Here is an 18,871-nt window from a genome sequence, read left to right on the forward strand (position 1 = left end):
CCGGTTACCGGTTCGGGGAAGTGCTCAGCATCGTGGTGAAGGAATCGAGGGCCGCGTCGAGCGCGTCCTCGTAGGGCAGTTCGGTGAACCGGTAGAACGATCGCCGGCCCGCCGCCAAGGCCCGGCCGGCGACCGACGCGGCTTCCGCCAGCTCCCTTGCTTCCGAACGCACCCGGCCGGCGGCGATCTTGGTGATCGCGCCGAACCGCTCCGCTTCCGCCGCGGAAAACGGCACGCCGGTGATGATGTTGCGCAACGCGTGCCGCGGCAGCATGCGCTGCAGCGGCGGTACTTGGGCGATCATCGGCCAGATGCCGATACCCGCTTCGAAGGTGCCGAGCCGCGCTTGCGGTGCCGCGACCGCGAGGTCGCAGCAGCACACGATCGAAAAGCCGGAGGCGAGTGCGTCGCCGTGGACGGCCGCCACGAGTGCCGTGCCGATCCGGGGCAGCAGCTTCAGGAGCTTCACCAGCGCGGTCGCGAACTCGGCCGGATCGCCGCCACGCTGGAGCTCCGCGACGTCGAGTCCCCCGCAGAACCGCTCACCGTCGGCGGCCAGCACGATCGCCAGGATCTCCCGGTCCTCGTCGGCGGCCGAAATGGCGTCGTGCAAGGCGTTCATCACGACCGGGTCGAGCAGGTTGTCGCTCCCGTTGGCCAGCGTGATGGTCGCGACGGACCCTTCACGCGTGGTCCGCACCGCTCCCGATTTCGGCATCGTTCACATCCCGTCGCGGCGTTTGGTCGGCACGCCTTCGTTTCCGGCGCGTTCTCGACGAAACCACGGCCGGCCGACCGGGACAACGACGGCTAACGGCCCTTCTAACGGCGCAAGTGCGCCACGAGCCGCTTCACCTCCGACGAAGGGGCGACCCCGAGCTCGCCCATCGCCGCCACGTAACGGCGGAACACGGTCAGGACCGCGTCGTCGCTGCCGGTGGCGTGGGCGAGCGAGATGGCCAGGTGCCAAGCTTGTTCCCGGTAGGGGTCCCGGCGGAAAACCTCGTCCAGCAGTTCCCGCGCGAGCCCGTGCCGGCTCAGCCGGAACGCGATCCGGGCGGCGTCGACGCGCGCGATCGCGATCCGCTCGTCGAGTTCGGTCCGGCGGGTCCTGACCCACTCGCTCGTCAGCGTGGCCAGGTACGGGCCCGCGACGGCGCGGTCGATCGCGGCCCGCGAGGTCGCCAGCCGTTCGACGTCCGGCTGCCGGGTCGCGAGCAGGAGCTGGTCTTCCATCGCTCGTGCGGTTCCCTCGACCCGGCCGGTGAGCGGGATGGCGAACGACTCCCCCTCCTGCGTCGGCGCAAGCTCCGCGGGAAGGACCGCCCTGAGTTTGAACAACGCCTGCCGCAGGTAGCTACGGCTCGCCGCGTCGTTCCGCCCGTCGAAGACCGCGGCGGTGATCTGGCGCCTGGTAGCGGTGTATTCCTTGGTGCTGAGGAGAAAGCTCAGCAACTCGACGCTCTTCGTCAGCCCCGGTTGCACGAGTTCGCCGTCCGACACCAGGCGGGGCTCGCCGAACTCTTCCAGGACCAGGCGGGGTGACCGCGCCCTCACCCGCAGCGAATCCTGCCGGGACAGGAGGTCGGTGATCTCGTGCCAGCGCGACATCCGTGTGGGAGACGCGTCGGCGGAGCGGGTGGCCACCTCCGGCACGTCGGTCAACGCCGCGAGCAGCAGGTGCTGAACCCCCTGCGCCGACGACACGTCGAGGGCCAGCCGTGCCGCTCGGTCGGAGCGGCCCTCGTCACCGGTCCGCCAATGCGCCTCCGCCAGGTACGCGGCGGCGGTGGCCAGCTCGAGCCGCCGGTCGCCGGCCCACATGCTCTCGACCGAACGGGACAGCACCCGCCCGGCCTCCGCGCAGCGACCGCGAAGCAGCAGGGCCAGGCCGCGCCACATCTGACCGACCTCGCGGGCGAACGCGTAGTTCGCGAGCCCCGCCGCCTCCGCCGCGGCGAGCGCCCGTTCCGCCTGCTCGGCGTCCTGGTCGAGCCGCAACCACAGCTTGGCCTCCAAGAGCAGGCTCAAGATGTGGTAGACCCGTGACCCCGACTCGGCGATCAGCTCCCGGCCCCGGCGGAGCGCGGTCCACGCCTCGGCGCCGCGACCGAGGTCGAGCATGAGCTCGACCTCGTCGAAGGCGTGCAACCACAGCGGCCGCGCCGATTCCTTCCGTTGCTCGTAAACGGACATCGCTTCGTCGATCCGGCCGCCCGCCCGGAGACCTGCCACGGCCCACGGGGCACCGAGCACGGTGCGCCACGGATCGAACGGCCCCGGCGCTCCCAATCCCGAAACACGGCCTCGGAGGTACCTGCACCTGATGAGGATGCCGTCGAGCGGTCCGGACGGCGCCGCGGAGGCTTCGGGGAGCGCCGGCGCCTCCCCTGTGGCCAGTGCCATCAGCACCGACGCGACGGCGTGGGTCCGCCCGCGCGGCAGCCGCGAAACCAGCGACACGGCGTCTTCGATCCGGCCGAGGTGCCAGAGACACCACGCAGCGAGGGCGGTTGCCTCCTCGTGGTCCGGGGACTCCGGTCCGGGGAGCCAGCAGTCGCCGAACCGGTCGAACAGCTCCGCCGCCCGGCCGAACTGCTCGAGGGCGAACGCGACCCGGAGCGCCACGGCACCGATCCGGGGGGTCGGGCACCGGCTCGACGACCCGAGCTGGTCCCACCACCGCGCGGCCGGTGCGAAATCGCCGCGGGCCACCAGATCCGGCAGGAGCTCGGCTGCACGGTCCCAGGCACGGCCGACGTCGCCGATCCTCAGCAGCGCGTCGACGGCCTCTTCCTTTTCGCCCTGCTCCACAAGGAACTCGGCGTGGCGCCGCTCCAGCACCGCGTACACCTCCGCATCGTCGCGTTGGAGGGCTTCGCGCAAGAAGTCGCGGAACTGACCGTGCGGGGTCATCCGGGTGCCGTCCCGCGACCAGGAAACCGGAAGGTGCTGCGCACGCAGGCGCGCCATCACCCGTGACGGCTCCGGCTGTCCCAGCGCCGCTGCGCCCGGCACGGTCACCTCGTCCAGCAGGCTCGTGTGCAGCAGGAACGCTCGCTCGTCTTCGGTCAGTCCATGGAGGACGGTGTGGGAGAAGAACCCGCACAAGCCCGACGTCGAGCCGCCGCCCCAGGCTCCGAAGCGCACCCCGGTGACCCACCCGCCGGTCCGGCGAACGACCTCATGCACGTCGACGCTCTCCTGCCCGGCCAGCCGCAGGACCTCGGCCGTCTCGGTGGCGTCGAACGCGAGATCCTCGTCCCCCACCACCCCGATCGGCGCCGAGGTGGCAGGCCGCGACAGCGGCACATCGACCCGGGAAACCAGCACGAGGTTCACCCCGGCCGGCAGATAGCGGGCGAAGGCGTCGAGGACCGCGATCGAGCCGGCGTCCCCGGTGATGCGCTCGACGTTGTCGCACACGATCACGAGACTGCTGCCCTGCAGGCTTTCCGCGAGCAGCCCGGCCGACTCGCCGAGGTGCAGCCCGGTGCGGAGAGCGTCGCTCGCGACCTGGCCCGCTGCCGGCACGTACTGCTCGACCGCGGCCTCGAGGTAGACCGGCAACCGCCCGGCCTGCTCGGTGCCATCGAGGGAAACCCAGGCGACCGGACGCTCCAGCGCGCCGACGGCCTCGGCGACGGCGGTGGTCTTGCCCGCGCCGGCGCTCGCGCAGACGGCCACGACCGTCCGCGCCTCCAGCAGCGCGTGAAACCGGCGCACCACCCGGGAACGCCGGACGACGTCCGCGCCGAATTCGGGAACCAGCAACTTGCGGCGGATGACGGGCCGGCTCGGACCAGTCCTGATCGCACTGTCCACAGTCACCTCACCGAGCGAGCGTCCGATCCACCGGCGAGACCGTCACCAGGCATTCTCCGGGTTCTAACGACCGTACGCCCGCGTCGTCGGCCCCAAATCACGCATTCACGCGATGCGGGACGGCCGGTCGCCGGCGCAGTCTCTGTCCCACCTTCAGCCGACGATGCTTCCGGAGGTTCCGGTGACCACTTCACCAGCAGTCGATCCCGCGCTCGCGTTCCGCGCCACGATGTCCCGGCTCCCCTCGGGTGTCTCGGTGATCACGACCCGGTTCGGTGACGCACCGATCGGCATGACGGCCAGCGCCGTCACGGCGCTCTCCCTCGACCCGGTCCAGCTTCTCGTCTGCGTGGGCAACCACCTGTTCACCAAGCGGGCGATCGCTCAGCACGGGCGGTTCGGGGTGAACGTCCTCGGCGAGGATTCGCAGGAGCTCGCGAAGCGGTTCGCCGCGAAGGGTGATCGTTTCGCCGGGGTCGACTACGACGAGGACCACGGCGTCCCGATGCTCCGCGACGCCATCGCCGGCGTCGTCTGCGAGGTCGCCGGCGAGCTCCCGGGCGGCGACCACACGATCTTCGTCGGCAGCGCGCGGCAGTTCGGTCACCGCTCCGCCGGCCGGCCGCTCCTGCACTTCTGCGGCGAGTTCGGCCGGATCGCCTGAGCGATGGCGCGACCGTCCCCGCTCGACCGCCTCCAGTCGGCCACCGATCCGATCGTCTTGATCAGCGGACCCGCCGGAGCCGGGAAGACCACCTTGGTCGAGGCGTGGGCCCGTGACGAGCCCCGCGTGCGCGTCCTCAGCCTCACGCGCCACCACAACACGGCCGAGTCGCTCCTGAACGCGATCTTCGCCACCACGGGGACCACCGCATCGAGCCGCATCGCCCCGGAGGACGTGCTTCGCTGGGCCGAGCAGCTCGGCCGCGTGCCGTTCACCCCGGAACACCCCGGCCGGCTCGTCCTCGACGGCGCGGAGACGATCACCGATCCGGAGGCGCGGCTGCTCCTGCGCGATCTGGTCGACCACCGGCCGGCCGCGCTGCGGCTGGTCGTCACGACCCGGCACCGCAGGCCGGACTGGCTGACTCGCGGTCTGGCCTGTGGTGCCGCCACGACGATCACCGCGGAAGACCTCCGGCTCCCCTCGACGAAGACCGGCGAGAACGTCCACGACTGCGCAGGATGGGCGCTGGCGGTCACCCTGGTCGACCGCCTGGGTCGCGCGAAGGCCGCCGACGCCATCCGGGACTTCCTTCGTGACGAGGTGCTGGCCCGGGTGACCACCGAGGTCCGGCACCTCCTGCACGCGGTGTCGATCACCCCCGGAACCACCCCGGCACTGGCCATCCACCTGACCGGCAATCCCGCCGCGGGCCGGTTGCTCGCCGAGTTCGCCGACACCACCCAATTCGCGACCCGCACCGGGAACCACACGTTCCGGTTGCACCCGCAGCTGGCCCGCGCGTTGACCGACGAACTCGCCACCGAGCACTGGGAGTCCTACACCGCTCTGCGCCGGCGCTACGCGGATTGGCTCGCCGGGCAAGGCCGGGTGGACCGCTCCACCCGCCTGTACGTGGAACTCGGAGACGAGGACACGGCGAACGCGACGCTGGTGGCGCAGTGGCAGCGCACTGTCCTTTCCGGACACGCCGAGCTCGTCGACGGTGCGCTCGGCTGCCTGCCGCCGCTCCGGCTCGCCCGCGACCCACGTCTGTGCCTCATCTCGGCCATGGCGCACCTCGCCGGCGGCGACTGCCACGGCTGGCAACGGTGGGCCGACGTCGCCGAGGCGATCGGCGGCGACGCCGTACTGGAGCCGGGCGTGCCGGTGGCGGCCGCGCTCGCCGTCTCCCGCCGGTTCGCGCGGGCGGTGACCGACGGCACGGTGTCCGGAGAGCCGTGCGACGCCCCTCCGCGGGGATTGTGGAGCGCGCTGTCGGCGATCACCGAGGGACTGGGCTCGCTGTGGGCCGGGCAGTACGCCACCGCCACGGCGCGCTTCCACCGGGCGGAGGTCGAGGCGCGCGTCTCGGGCGACCGGCTTGCCCTCGTCCACGCGCTCTCCGGTCTGGCCCTGACAGCCGCTCTCGGCGGTGACGACCGCGCTCTCCCGCACGCCGGCGAAGCGATCGCGATGGCCGGCGAGCTGTCGCCCCGCTGCCGGTGGGTCGCCGCCAACGCCCACCTCGCGCTCGCCACCGTCCACCGTTCGGCCCGCGCTCGCCAAGACGCGATCGATGCCGCGAACGACGTGCTCAGGGCGTTCGAAGGCGTGTCGTCCGCGCTGGGGCGACGCACGCGCGCTCGAGCGACGGAGCTGTTGGACGACCTCCACCGGGCCGAGGTGCGGAACCGGAGAACACCGGAGCCGCGCCTGTCGTCCCGAGAGCAGCGGGTTCTGCGCGCACTGTGCGGTCCCCTGACCCTGCGCGAGATCGCGGGCGAGCTCTTCGTTTCGCACAACACGATCAAGAGCCAGGTGAATTCGATCTTCCGGAAGCTCGGGGTCCACGACCGGGCGGCCGCCGTCGCGGCCGCCCGGTCACGGCGCTGAAGCTCACACCGCGGCGGCGCTGTCCTGCCTGCGCGCGTATTCGGCCTGGCTCAGGTACTCTGTACTGCTTTCTTCACGCGGTGTCTCGATGCCGCAGATCTGCCGCGCGTAGTCGGCGATCGGCCCGGCGGCGGACATCTCGGCGCGGCGCATGGTGAGCGTCCGGATGGCCAGCAGCGGCGTGCCGTTGAAGTTCTCGAAGGTCGCCATCCGGGCGCCCCAGTCCGACTGGAAGAAGTCGCGGATGACGCGGCTGATCTTGAGCCGGTCGTGCGGCCGGCCCACCGGACCGGTGTGCAGCGCCTCGAGCCAGGGCCGCAGCTCGGGCTGCTGCCACTGGCCTTCGGACGGGAACACCAGCGCCGCCCGCCCGGCGATGTCGACCAGTTCCGCGCTCAGCCGGGCGATGTTCTCGAGGTAGTACGCCCGGCCGAAGTCGAACATCAGCACGTTCGGCTTGTAGGTCCCGCCGGGGGTGATGAACCCTTCGTCCTCGCAGCCGACCACGTGGGCCTTGAGCGTCTGGTGGAAGCCGGCGAACTGCGACACCCGGGCCATGACCGGCGGCAGTTGGCTCGTCCCGGTGTGTTCGGTGATCAGCAGCGCGAGCCCGAGCATCAGCTCCGCGCGGACCATTTCCCGGACCAGCCCGGTGTAGTGGACCCAGTCGAACACCCGCTGCGGGTAGAACGACGCGTGCTGGGGGTTGCCGAGGTGGAACACGCGGTTCCAGGGGATGAAGACGTCCTGGAAGATGATGGTCGTGTCGAGCTCGTCACCCTGGGCGGCCATCGGGTGTTCGACGGTCTCGCCGTCGCGCACGTTGCTTTCCCGGGACACCATGGTGACGCCGGGGGCGTTCGGCGGAACGGCGGCGAAGATGATCTGCTCTTCGGTGATGCCCGGGCGGTAGAAGACCCCGATGTTGATGCGGTCGCAGAAGACGGCGCCGGTGGCGATCGCCTTGACCCCGGTCACGACGATGCCTTCGGCCGAACGGGACACGACGCGCAGTGCGGGCGACTCCGCCTGAGCCGACTCCCGCGACCGGTCGGTCTGCGGATCGACGAACGCGATGGCCGCGTTGAGGTCGCCGGCCCGGATCTCCTCGAAGAAGTCGAGGATGCCCGGGGCCAGATCGCGGCCGTCGGTGCCGACCGACTGTTCGCTCCACGGCGCGGGATCGTCCACGTAGGTCCGGAACACCGAGTTGTTGACGTCGGGCGACCGGGGCGCCGAGCCCGCCCCGAGCTCCCGGATCACCGTCTCGTGATACCGGCGCTTGCGCTTCAACCCCTCTTTGTCGGTGTTCTTGAACCACATCATCGACCGGCGGGTGCCGTCCTCGTCGACGAACGTCATCACGTCCTCGAGGTCGGGGCGGTGGTGCAGGTCGTAGAAGTCCGCGGTGAGCTTCGCGAAGGCACGCGTCTTGGGGTGGGTGGCGACGTTGTCGATCAGCTCGTCACCGACCCAGACACGACGGCCGTCGTTGAGCGCTTCGAGATATTCTTTGCCGGTACGCATGGGGAATCCCTTCAGTGATGGGCACCGGTGAGTGTCCGGGCGCCCGGGGTGAAAGCGGCCCGCGCGGCCGAGGATCACCCGGGTGAAACCGGCCCGGGCTCCCGTTGCGCACCCCCGACCGGGCTTGCATGCTGTCGGGATGACCGCCGTCCGCCCCGAGATCGCCGACGCGCTCGCGCGCCTGCGCCAGGGCAAGCCGGCGGCGCTCCTGGTGGAGCTGGATCCGGGAACCCGGACCGCGGACGCGTTCCCGGAGCTGCGGGCGGCCGCGCGGGACGCCGGCTTCACCGTCGTCACGGTCACCTCGGTGGAAAGCGACCAGCTCTCGGCCCGGTCGCGGCTCCTGGAGGCGCTGGCGGGGCCGGGGACCGCCGGCCACGGGCCGGGCACCACCCAGGCGGCCGAACTCCTCGACTCGATGTCGCGGGACGCGCCGGTCGTCGTGGTGGTCGAGGACGCGCAGTGGAGCGATCCGGCGACGCTGCTGGCGTTGCGGACCCTGCCCCCGGTCCTGGGCCACCTGGCGGTCCTGTGGGCGGCCGGGGTGGCGCCGGGCAGCTCGCGAGCCGCCCGCGCGACGGAAAGCCTGCGGCGGGTCGGGGCGGTGACGATCCCGGCGGGAACCGCCGTCCCCCGGTCCACGACCAGCACGTCGATCGCTTTCCTGCAGGTCGGTGCCGTCATCGGCGTGGAGTTCGCACTGGACGTCGCGGCGCGGGTGCTCGAACGGTCGGTGGGCAGCCTGCTCGGCGAGATCGACGCCGCGATCGCCGCCGGGACGATCGTCGACGACGGTTCGATGCTGCGGTTCACCGACGCGCGGCTGCGCGAGAACATCTACGACGCTTTGCCACCGTCGGCCCGCAAGGCGCTCCACTACGAAGTCGCCAAGGAGATGCTGCGGCCGGGAACCGAGCCGCAGGCCGTGTGGCACCTGACCCGCTCCACCGGCCGGCTCACCGAAGCCGACCTCGAAGTCGTTCGCGAGGCGATCGACCGGCTGGCGGCCGTGTCCCCGGAAGACGCGGCCGAGCTGGCCTTCGAGGTCAGCCACCTGTTCCCGGCCCCGGACCCGCGGCACACCGAGTTCACGACCACGGCGGCGGAGCACCTGGGCAACACGAGCCGCGTCGGAGAGGCGCTCTCGACCCTCGAGCGGGTCAACCTCGGCGGCTTGAGCGACCAGGAGGAGGCCCGGCTCCGGCTGGTCGCGGCCCACCTCCACCAAGCGGCCGGTGACGACACCGAAGCGATGTCCCACGTCACCCGGGCATTGGCGCTCCCGGACGTCGGCGCCGAGCTCGAACTCGCGCTCATCAAGACGCAGGCGGTCGGCCACCTCAACCTGGGCGAGATCGAGGCCGCACGGCGGATCACCCGGTCCATCCTGGACGCGGCCCGGCACAGCCCCGATCCCGCCACGAAAGTCAGTGCGGACCTGTTCGCTTCGCAACTCGCCTTCGGCCAGGCGAAGGTCACGACCGCCCTGCAGCTGGCCGAACAAGCGGCGGCGGGAGTGGAGATTTCGGCCACCCGCCCCCTGAGCGTTCCCCGGATCCCCGAGCTCTGGCTCGCGACCGTCCTGCTCTCGACCGACCGCGCCGACGAAGCCCCCGACCTCCTGCTCGCCGGGCAGCGCCACGCGGAGAAGCACGGGCTCGCCTGGTCGATCCCCTACTGGCACACGATCCGGGCCATCGAGCAATGGCTGCGGGACGAACTCGACGACGCGGCCGCCGAAGCCGAAACCGCCCTGACCACCGCCGAGCGGCTGGACATCACCCGGTCACTCCAGCTCACGCGGCCGGTCCTGGCGATGGTCGAAGCCGACCGGGGCAACGTGACCCACGCCCGCCGGCTGCTCGGCGGCGGTCGCTCCCTTTCGGCCCGGCCGCGCACCTACGACATGTGGACGGCGGCCGCGCTGATCCGGCTGGCGCCCGAGGAAGCCGCCGACGCCCACAGCTGGCTCGGCCGGCACGCGAACGTGTCCCGGTTGATGACTTTGCCCCCGAGGGTCTGGCCCACGCTCGTTCCTCGTGGCGCATCCGGGGGAAAGCTCTTGTCCCTGCTGGACGACATCGCCCGCACAGCGGGAGACCAGCGTGTCGTCGGGTCCGCCGTCGCGGCCGCGAGGTCGGCGAGCCAGGGTCCCCCGGCGCGACGCCCGAAGGCGGCCGGCCGCGTCCCGTGGGGGTGGGACAGCCTGACGGTGTCCGAGCTCCGGGTCGCCAAGCTCGTCGCCGAAGGGCACACCAACCGCGCCATCGCCGAACAGCTCCGGGTCTCGGTGCACACCGTCGGCACGCACCTGCGCCACGCCTTCACGAAACTCGACATCAACACCCGCGTCGAACTGACCAGGCACGCGCTGCAGCACGGCGTGCTGCCCGAGGAACCGTAGATCGCGTATTCGTGTGATGCCCCGCCGGAGGCGCTCACCGAAGATGAGGACTGACAGCGTCGTCCGGTGAGCAAAGGAAACACGATGGCTGAACTGTTCTCGGAAGCCCGTTCGGTCGACGTCGTGGCGGCCAGTTTCGCCGCGACGCCGGATCTCCGTCTCCGGCGGATCATGGTTTCCCTCGTCGAGCACCTGCACGGCTTCATCAAGGACGTCCAGCTGACCGAAGCCGAGTGGACGAACGCGATCCGGTTCCTCACCGAGACGGGTCAGCTCTGCTCGGCCACCCGGCAGGAGTTCATCCTGCTGTCGGACGTGCTCGGCGCGTCCATGCTGGTCGAAACGCTCAACAACCGGTCGGACGGCGTGCTGACCGAGTCGACCGTCGAAGGCCCCTTCCACGTCGTCGACTCGCCCGTCCGGGCCCTCGGCGCGACGATCGCCGGCGACACCAAGGGGGATCCCTGCCTGGTCACCGGCACGGTCACCGACCCCGACGGCCGCCCCGTCCCCGGCGCGACCGTCGACGTGTGGCAGGCCAACGCCGAAGGGTTCTACGACATCCAGCAGCCCGGCCTCGATCCGGAGCAGAACCTGCGCGGGTTGTTCACCGTGGACGGTGACGGCGCGTTCCGGTTCCGCACGATCGTGCCGCGCTACTACCCGATCCCGGACGACGGGACGGTCGGGGAACTCCTGGCGGCGACCGCGCGGCATCCGAACCGGCCGGCGCACATCCACTTCGAGATCGCCGCTCCCGGTATGCGGACCGTCACGACGCACCTGTTCGTCGCCGGGACGCCGTACCTCGACTCGGACGCGGTCTTCGGGGTGAAGGACAGCCTCGTGCGGGAGTTCCCCACAGTCGACGATCCGGGCCGGGCCGCCGAAGCCGGCCTGCCCAACCCGTTCCGCACGGTGAACTTCGACGTCGTCCTGCAACCTTCCACAAAGGACTGATGACCGTGTCGCTCGAAGAAGAGCTCCAGGCGCAGCGAACGGCGGCCTGGAGCCGGCGGGACGCACGTGAGCGCGTGGTCCGGGCCGCGGCCGTCACCCGGGTCGCCGAGTCCGGTCTGGCCGAAGGCGCGCTGGGCGTCGGCGAACCCGTCCCCCGGTTCACGTTGCCGGACGCGCTCGGCCGGCCGATCGCGATCGGCGAACTGCTGCACCGCGGGCCGGTCGTCCTCTCGTTCTACCGCGGCGGGTGGTGCCCGTACTGCAACCTCGAGCTTCGCGCCCTCGAAGGCGTGCTCGCGGAGATCACCTCGCTGGGCGCGCCACTGGTCGCCATCAGCCCCGAACTGCCCGACTCGTCCTTGTCGACCGCCGAGAAGAACGCGTTGACCTTCCCGGTTCTGTCCGACCACGGGAACCTGGTCGCGCGGCGGTTCCGGATCGTGCACGCGATCGCCCCCTCGGTCGTGGCCTACCAGCTCCGCAACGGCAACGACGTGGCGGCGTACAACGGAGCGAGGTCTGCCGAGGTCCCGTTGCCGGCCACCTACGTGATCGACGCGGACGGCAGAATCAGGTTCGCGTCGGTGGACGCCGACTACACCCGTCGCGCCGAACCGGCCGAGGTCCTCGAAGCTCTTCGTTCGGTGGTGGCCGACGCGGGGTGATCCGCCCCGCGCTTCCTCAGGTCGGTTCGAGACCGCCGTCCACCGTGAGGACCTGACCGGTGAGCCAGGTGGCGTCCGGGTCGGCGAGCCGGACGATCCACGCCGCGACGTCCGCGGGCAGACCTCGGCGGCCCAAGGGAATCCGGTCCGCCTCGTCCTGCTTGATCCGCTCGACCACGTCCGGGGGCAGACCGGCCGACGCCAGTGCTTCGGACTCCGTCGGTCCTGGGGCGACGGCGTTCACCCTGATCTTTTCGGGGGCGAGCTCCAAGGCCCAGCTCCGGGTGAGCATCTCGACGGCGCTTTTGCCGGCGGCGTAGTGGGATCCGCCGGCAGGGGCCGGTGCCCGAAGGTGCTGGAGACGTTCACGATCGAGCCGTGCACTGCACGCAGGTGCGGCAGGGCGGCGCGGGCGAGCGTGCTCGGCGCGGTCACGTTGAGCGCGAACAAGTCGTCGATGCCCGGATGTTCCCGCGCGGTCTCCGCCAGCGCGTCCTGGCGACGGCCGACCCCGAGGACGTGGGCTCCGGCCTCGGCGAAGGCGATGGCGGCGGCCCGTCCGATGCCCGACCCCGCGCCGGTGACGAGCACGACGCGGTCGGCCAGGTGGCCGGCGGGCGGGTGCACAGTGATCACGAAAGCTCCTTTGTCCGACGTTCTCCGAACACCGGTCAGCAATCGCTTGCCGGCGCCTGGCCCGCCCACGCGTGACGAAGCAGCCGCACGACGCCCTCACGGGTGATCGGCGCCGGATTCGCGTACGGGTTCGCGACGACGCGCTCCGCGATCGGCTCGATGTCGGCCTCGCGCATCCCCAGATCCGCGAGCGAACGGGGTGCTTCCAGCCGCCCGGCCAGGTCCCAGAGCGCTCGCGCCGGATCCGGCTCCCCCAGCGCCCGGGACAACGCTTCGGCAGCAGCGGGCGCAGCCGCCTGGTTGTAGGCCAGAGCGTGCGGAAGCACCACGGCGTGCGTCGGCGAGTGCGGGAGATCCAACGTCCCGCCGAGGACGTGGCAGAGTTTGTGGTGCAGGGACATCGTCGTGGCGCCCAGGCACGCTCCGCAGAGCCACGCCCCGTAGAGCGCGCGGGTCCGGGCCTCGACGTCGCGGGGGTTGCGGACGATCGCGGGCAGGGCGGCCACCATTTCCTGCGTGCCTTCCTCGGCGAGGAGCGAAACGATCGGCGAGGCGTCGGGGGCGTAGAGCGCTTCGACGGCGTGGGCCATGGCATTGATCCCGCTCGTCACCGACACCGGGACCGGGAGGCCGACCGTCAGGTCCGGGTCGTAGAGCACACTCGCCGGCAGGACCCGGGGGTCTTTGCCGGTCCGTTTGACGCCGTCACCGGTCAGTCCCCAGACAGTGGTCATCTCCGATCCGGCGTAGGTGGTCGGCACCGCGACGACGGGCAGGCCGTGCTCGAGCGCCACGGCCTTGCCCAGCCCGATCGCCGAGCCGCCGCCCACCACCACGCACCCGTCCGCGCCCAGCTCTGCCGCCCGATCCCGGGCGCGGTTCGCCACCGAGAGGGGAACGTGCATCCGGGCCTCCGCCAGGATCCCGGCGGAGAGCTCCCCGAGCGCCGCGCCGACCAGCTCACCGGTACGCACCTGTCCTGGTGAACACACGACGAGCACGCGGCGCAGGCCGAGGTGGGCGATCTCCTCCGCCAGCACCGACACCGATCCGCTGCCGAACCGCACGCGCATCGGAAGCGCCTCGTAGGCGAACGATTTCAGCACCACTTCGTCAGTCCTCTTTCCGGTCCACCGGCACAGGCACGTGCGACATCGTTCACGTGGCGGGCGCCGGGCACATCACGTGAATGCGCGATCCTCGGAGCGGCCCGCGCCACGGTCGGCGGCCCGTGCTTCAGTTCCGCCGCTCGGGTGGCACGTACTCGAAGGTCGGGCCCGCGGTCGTCGTCCCGTCGCCGGTGGGCATCTTCATCAGCGCCAGCGCTTGCTTGCGCAGCCCGAACATCGTGCCGACCGCGTCCATCATCCCGCCCGGGTTTCCGGTGAAGGCCTCTTCCAACTGGTAGAGCAGCAGGCTGTAGGTCTGGTTGAACTCCTCCTGGGCGACGCGGATGGCGCTGCCCTCCGGGTAGTCGGCGGTCCGCGGGTTGTGCCGCATCGGCAGCACGCCGTCGAGGTCGACCGCGATCTCCTCGCCGGTCGGCCCGGACTGCGGGGTGTCGCCGGTCCGGTAGCGGCGGCCCACTTTCAGCTCCTGGAACCGGAAGTAGTGCGCGACCTCTTCCCGGTCGGGGTGGAAGACGTCGCGGTCGCCGTCCCACACGTCCGTGCGCGCGGCCCCTTCACCCTGCTCGACGATTTCCGCCAGCGCGGCCGACGCGGACTTCAGGTCGTGGACCGGCAGCACCTCGCCACCCCCGCCGCGGAGGTGGAACTCGCCGATCTGCCGGGCCGGGTCGCCGGTGAACACCTGCTCCTCGCCCAGCTTGTCGCACAGCGTGCGCAACCCCTGCTCGATCGCGGCGTAGAACTGGCCGATCGTCCGGTACTCGTCGCTCTGCGGCGGCGCGTCCGCCGACGCGGGCTGCTCGATGCGCAGGAACAGCTCCAGGGCCTCGGGACCGAACGGGGCCAGGTGGACGTGCACGGACCGGTCGCCGTGGGGCAGCGGATGCGGGTACGGCGGCAACAGGTCCGGCGTGTCGAGCTTGGGCGAGCCGCCGACGGCGTTGAGCAGGTTCGCGGCCAGCGCCAGGTGGATCATCTCCTCGGCGAGGACCGTGCCCACGACGTGGGTGGCTTCGGGGTTGCGCGCCGGGTCCAGCGAGTACAGGGCGCACAGGTAAGGCGGAATCGTCGCGTGCTCGAGCTCGATCGCCCACTGCAGGTGGCGGCGGAGATCGTCGATCGTGTCGATGGCGTGGGCGCCACGGGTGTCCATGCGGTACTCCGGTTCGTCGGGTCGGTGTCGACAGCCAGGACAGGACGCCACCGCGGTTTGTGACAGCCGGGCTGTCACAAACCGGGAGCCTGTCCGGTCCTTGCTGGAGAACGACGTCCCGGAGCGGCCGGGACGCGGGAGGAGGAGGCACACCATGAAGATCGTCGTGATCGGCGGCAGCGGGCTGATCGGCTCGAAACTCGTCCGGAAACTGGGAGAACACGGCCACGAAGCGGTCCCCGCGTCACCCGACTCGGGCGTGAACACGCTGACCGGCGAAGGGCTGGCCGAAGTGCTGGAGGGCGCCCAGGTCCTGGTCGACGTCTCGAACTCGCCCTCGTTCGCCGACGACGCCGTGCTGGACTTCTTCCGCACCTCCACCGGAAACCTCCTCGCCGCCGGAGAGAAGGCCGGGGTGGGGCACCACGTGGCGTTGTCGGTCGTCGGCACCGAACGGCTCACCGAAAGCGGCTACTTCCGCGCGAAGATCGCGCAGGAAAAGCTCATCAAGGAGTCCGGGCGGCCGTACTCGATCGTGCACGCCACGCAGTTCTTCGAGTTCGTGGGCAGCATCGCCCAGGCGGCGACCGACGGGACCACCGTGCGCCTGTCGGACGCGCGCATCCAGCCCATGGCCGCCGACGACGTGGCCGCCGCGGTCGGCCGGGTCGCTGTCGGCGCACCGCTGAACGGCACCCTCGAGGTGGCCGGCCCCGAGCAGTTCGGGCTCGACGAGCTGATCCGCACCGGGCTGGCCTTCCGCGGTGACCCCCGCGAGGTCGTCACCGACCCGGAAGCGCGCTACTTCGGTGCCCTGCTGGACAAGGACATGCTGCTGCCCGGTCCGGGCGCGCAGCTGGCCGCCACCCGGTTCGCCGACTGGCTCCCGCTGAACCCGCCGCCGGCGAAGTGACCATGACCGAGCACCAGATCGCGACGTCGGTCCTCGTCATCGGGACCGGCGGGGGCGGCCTGCGCGCCGCGATCGAGCTGGCCGAGCGGGGTGTCGACGTCCTCGCGGTCGGCAAGCGGGCGAAGTCGGACGCGCACACCACACTCGCCGCCGGCGGCATCAACGCGGCCCTGGCGACGATGGACCCGGAAGACTCGTGGCAGCAGCACGCGGCGGACACGCTCAAGGAGAGCTACCTGCTGGCCGATCCCGAGACCGTGCGGATCGTGACCGAGAACGCCGCCCGGGGCATCGAGGACCTCGAACGCTATGGAATGCCCTTCGCGCGTGAGGCCGACGGGAAGATCTCCCAGCGCTTCTTCGGTGCGCACACCTACCGCCGGACCGCGTTCGCCGGTGACTACACCGGACTGGAGATCCAGCGCACGCTGGTCAACCGGGCGGCGCAGCTCGGCGTCCCGGTCCTGGACACCGTCTACGTCACGCGAATCCTGGTCCGGGACAACGTCGTCTTCGGCGCCTACGGATTCGACCTCGCGGACGGGACGCGGTACGTGATCCACGCCGACGCGGTGATCCTCGCCGCGGGCGGGCACACGCGCATCTGGCGCCGCACCTCGTCCCGCCGCGACGAGAACACCGGCGACTCCTTCCGGCTGGCCGTGCTGGCCGGCGGCCGGATCCGGGACGCCGAACTGGTCCAGTTCCACCCGTCGGGTCTGATCGCGCCGGAGAACGCCGCGGGCACGCTCGTCTCGGAGGCGGCCCGCGGCGAAGGCGGGGTGCTGCGCAACGCGCTCGGCGAGCGGTTCATGGCCGAGTACGACCCGGACCGCATGGAACTGTCCACTCGCGACAGAGTGGCGCTGGCGGCCTACACCGAGATCAAGGAGGGACGCGGGACGCCGGGTGGCGGGGTGTGGCTCGACGTCTCGCACCTGCCGAGGGAGACGATCATGCGCCGGCTCCCCCGCGTCTACCAGACCCTGCTCGAACTGCAGATGCTCGACATCACCCGGGAACCGATCGAGATCGCGCCCACCGCGCACTACTCGATGGGCGGGGTCTGGGTCCGGCCGGAGGACCACGGCACCGGCGTCGAGGGCCTGTACGCCCTCGGCGAGGCGGCGAGCGGTCTGCACGGCGCGAACCGGCTCGGCGGCAACTCCCTGATCGAGCTGCTGGTCTACGGCCGCATCGTCGGTGAAGCCGCCGCGCGCTACTCACGCGACCTGGGAGCGCAACAGCGGTCGCCGGCGGCGACGGAGGAAGCCCGGCGCGAGGTCGACGAGCTGCTGGCCGCCGACGGCCCGGAGAACGTACGCGCCCTGCAGCGCACGGTGCGGAACACCATGACCGAACACGCCGGGGTGGTCCGCCACGAGACCGGCCTGCGCGCCGGCCTGGCCGAGCTGGACGAACTGGAAAGCCGGGTGCGTGCCGTGGGCGTCCACCCCGACATCGCCGGGTTCCAGGACCTGGCGCACGCGTTCGACCTCAAGGCGGCGGTGCTGGCCGCGCGGGCCACGCTCGAATCGGCGCTCGAACGCCGCGAGACGCGTGGCTGCCACAACCGCGCGGACCACCCGGACCTCGACGAGTCGCTGCGGGTGAACCTCGTCTGGTCCGGGCCCGGGCGGGTCGCGCGCGAAGAGCTTCCCCGGTCCCGGGGGAAATCGCTTCGCTCATGCGCGAGGTGTCCACCGCGGGCAAGCTCGTCGAATGATCCTCCGGGGGGCCCGGCCGCGCGGCCGGGCCCCCCGGGAGCCGACGTCGTAGAGTCGTGGGGTGGCGGATTCCGGGATGAGTGCCGAACTCGGCGACCTGGCCGATCTCGAGGCGGCCACGGCCGCCTTCACCCAGGTGCGGCCGCGCCTGTTCGGGATCGCCTACCGCATGCTCAGCAGCGTCACCGAGGCCGAGGACCTGGTGCAGGAGGTCTGGCTGCGCTGGCAGACCTACGACCGGTCCACGGTGACCAACCCGGAAGCGTTCTTGGCGACGACCACCACCCGGCTGGCCATCAACGTCCTCCAGTCGGCCCGGAAACGCCGGGAGACCTACATCGGGCCGTGGCTGCCCGAACCGGTCGACACCGCCGCGGACCCGTACCTGGGCGCCGAACGCGGTGAAGCGCTGGAGTTCGCGACCCTGCTGCTGATGGAGAAGCTCACCCCCGGCGAACGCGCGGCCTACGTGCTGCGGGAAGCCTTCGACTACTCCTACGCCCAGATCGCCGACATCCTGTCGTCGACCGAAGCCGCCGTGCGCCAGCTGGTCAGCCGGGCCCGCAAGCACCTCACGAGCGAGCGGCACGCGTCCGTGCCCGCGGCCGAGCAGCGGGAACTGCTGACCACGTTCCTCGCCGCCGCCCGGTCCGGCGACCTGGCCGAACTGGAGCGGCTCTTCACCCCGGACGTGACCAACCTGTCCGACGGCAACGGCCGCAAGGGCGTCGCCCGCCGTCCGCTCGTGGGCAGCGTCCGGGTGGCGAAGTTCCTGCAGGCGATCTCCAGCTGGTTCTGGGACGACATCGACATCGAGTGGACCCAGGCCAACGGGCAGACCGCCGCCGTGCTCCGCCAGGACGGCATCGTGTACGGCCTGCTCACGGTCAGCGCCACCGCCGAGGGCATCGATCAGCTGCTGTGGCTGGTCAACCCCGAAAAGAACAAGGCGGTGCAGGTCCCGGCCTGACCCGCCGGCGGGAGGAATCCGTGTTCGACCCGCATGACGCGACCGTGCGCCGGTTCGCCGCGGCGTGCCGCCGGCGGGACAGCGCCGCGCTCGAAGCCGTCCTCGGCCACGACGCGGTCGCGACGTGCGACGGCGGCGGCCTGGTGCCCTCGCCGCCTGGGCCGGTGCGCGGCGCGGCGGAGGTCGCCCGGCTGGTCATCGACGTCATGGGCGGGCGCGCGGGCACCGAGCTGACCGTCGAATCCGTCAACGGCCGCGCCGGGCTCGCCCTGCGGCACGTCTCCCGCGCCGTCGCGGTCGTCGCCGCCGAGACGGCCGGGCCCCAGGTCACCGCGCTCTGGATCGTGCTCGACCCGGCCAAGCTGACCGGCTGGCACCGCGGTTGACCGGGCCCGCACCGC

13 protein-coding genes and 2 pseudogenes are annotated in these 18,871 nt (G+C 71.5%); 9 read left to right on the forward strand and 6 right to left on the reverse strand.

The window, feature by feature from the left end; all coding sequences use genetic code 11:
- Nucleotides 1–4: 4 nt before the first annotated feature.
- Nucleotides 5–718 (reverse strand): enoyl-CoA hydratase/isomerase family protein, encoded by a 714-nt coding sequence (locus tag QRX60_RS44310; RefSeq protein ID WP_285997458.1) that lies wholly within the window; start codon nt 716–718, stop codon nt 5–7.
- 104 nt (nt 719–822) lie between these two features.
- The gene (locus QRX60_RS44315) at nt 823–3,774 is read right to left on the reverse strand and encodes a BTAD domain-containing putative transcriptional regulator (protein WP_285997459.1); all 2,952 of its coding nucleotides are present in this window, start codon (nt 3,772–3,774) and stop codon (nt 823–825) included.
- 232 nt (nt 3,775–4,006) lie between these two features.
- Between QRX60_RS44315 and QRX60_RS44320 the strand changes: the two genes are divergently transcribed.
- Both QRX60_RS44320 and QRX60_RS44325 read left to right on the forward strand, forming a co-directional pair.
- Nucleotides 4,007–4,489: a flavin reductase family protein gene (locus QRX60_RS44320; RefSeq protein ID WP_285997460.1), complete on the forward strand. Its 483-nt coding sequence runs from the start codon at nt 4,007–4,009 to the stop codon at nt 4,487–4,489.
- Nucleotides 4,490–4,492: 3 nt separating this feature from the next.
- Entirely contained in the window at nt 4,493–6,385 is a 1,893-nt protein-coding gene (locus tag QRX60_RS44325; protein ID WP_285997461.1) for a LuxR C-terminal-related transcriptional regulator, read from the forward strand.
- Between the two features lie 3 nt (nt 6,386–6,388).
- Here QRX60_RS44325 and QRX60_RS44330 read toward each other — a convergent pair whose 3' ends face one another.
- Nucleotides 6,389–7,912, reverse strand: coding sequence for a 4-hydroxyphenylacetate 3-hydroxylase N-terminal domain-containing protein (locus QRX60_RS44330; protein ID WP_285997462.1), 1,524 nt, complete (start codon nt 7,910–7,912; stop codon nt 6,389–6,391).
- A 139-nt stretch (nt 7,913–8,051) separates the two neighbouring features.
- Between QRX60_RS44330 and QRX60_RS44335 the strand changes: the two genes are divergently transcribed.
- The 3 genes from QRX60_RS44335 (at nt 8,052) to QRX60_RS44345 (ending at nt 11,941) form a co-directional block, all read left to right on the forward strand.
- Nucleotides 8,052–10,316, forward strand: a complete 2,265-nt coding sequence (locus QRX60_RS44335; protein ID WP_285997463.1) for a helix-turn-helix transcriptional regulator — start codon at nt 8,052–8,054, stop codon at nt 10,314–10,316.
- An 84-nt stretch (nt 10,317–10,400) separates the two neighbouring features.
- Nucleotides 10,401–11,276, forward strand: coding sequence for a dioxygenase family protein (locus QRX60_RS44340; RefSeq protein WP_285997464.1), 876 nt, complete (start codon nt 10,401–10,403; stop codon nt 11,274–11,276).
- Nucleotides 11,276–11,941: a peroxiredoxin-like family protein gene (locus QRX60_RS44345; RefSeq protein WP_285997465.1), complete on the forward strand. Its 666-nt coding sequence runs from the start codon at nt 11,276–11,278 to the stop codon at nt 11,939–11,941. The genes QRX60_RS44340 and QRX60_RS44345 overlap by 1 nt, the downstream gene beginning before the upstream one ends.
- Nucleotides 11,942–11,957: 16 nt before the next feature.
- On the opposite strand, the pseudogene QRX60_RS51695 reads toward QRX60_RS44345, so the two are convergent.
- The 3 genes and pseudogenes from QRX60_RS51695 to QRX60_RS44365 all read right to left on the reverse strand — a co-directional run bounded on the left by QRX60_RS51695 (nt 11,958) and on the right by QRX60_RS44365 (nt 14,860).
- Nucleotides 11,958–12,646, reverse strand: a pseudogene (locus tag QRX60_RS51695) (SDR family NAD(P)-dependent oxidoreductase).
- Complete coding sequence (locus tag QRX60_RS44360) at nt 12,613–13,686, reverse strand: maleylacetate reductase (RefSeq protein ID WP_285997468.1); 1,074 nt, start codon at nt 13,684–13,686, stop codon at nt 12,613–12,615. The pseudogene QRX60_RS51695 and the gene QRX60_RS44360 overlap by 34 nt, the downstream one beginning before the upstream one ends.
- Before the next feature lie 127 nt (nt 13,687–13,813).
- Entirely contained in the window at nt 13,814–14,860 is a 1,047-nt protein-coding gene (locus QRX60_RS44365; RefSeq protein WP_285997469.1) for a ferritin-like domain-containing protein, read from the reverse strand.
- A gap of 154 nt (nt 14,861–15,014) precedes the next feature.
- On the opposite strand from QRX60_RS44365, the gene QRX60_RS44370 reads away from it, so the two are divergent.
- The 4 genes and pseudogenes from QRX60_RS44370 (at nt 15,015) to QRX60_RS44385 (ending at nt 18,856) form a co-directional block, all read left to right on the forward strand.
- Nucleotides 15,015–15,773, forward strand: a complete 759-nt coding sequence (locus QRX60_RS44370) for an SDR family oxidoreductase (protein ID WP_285997470.1) — start codon at nt 15,015–15,017, stop codon at nt 15,771–15,773.
- 2 nt (nt 15,774–15,775) lie between these two features.
- Nucleotides 15,776–17,314: pseudogene (locus QRX60_RS44375) on the forward strand (FAD-dependent oxidoreductase); the annotation flags it as partial.
- Nucleotides 17,315–17,669: 355 nt separating this feature from the next.
- Nucleotides 17,670–18,470 (forward strand): sigma-70 family RNA polymerase sigma factor, encoded by an 801-nt coding sequence (locus QRX60_RS44380; RefSeq protein WP_456298875.1) that lies wholly within the window; start codon nt 17,670–17,672, stop codon nt 18,468–18,470.
- 20 nt (nt 18,471–18,490) lie between these two features.
- The gene (locus QRX60_RS44385) at nt 18,491–18,856 is read left to right on the forward strand and encodes a sigma-70 family RNA polymerase sigma factor family protein (RefSeq protein ID WP_285997472.1); all 366 of its coding nucleotides are present in this window, start codon (nt 18,491–18,493) and stop codon (nt 18,854–18,856) included.
- The last annotated feature ends 15 nt before the right edge of the window (nt 18,857–18,871 follow it).

It is taken from the genome of Amycolatopsis mongoliensis, assembly GCF_030285665.1.
In the GTDB taxonomy this organism is placed as follows: Bacteria; Actinomycetota; Actinomycetes; order Mycobacteriales; family Pseudonocardiaceae; genus Amycolatopsis; species Amycolatopsis mongoliensis.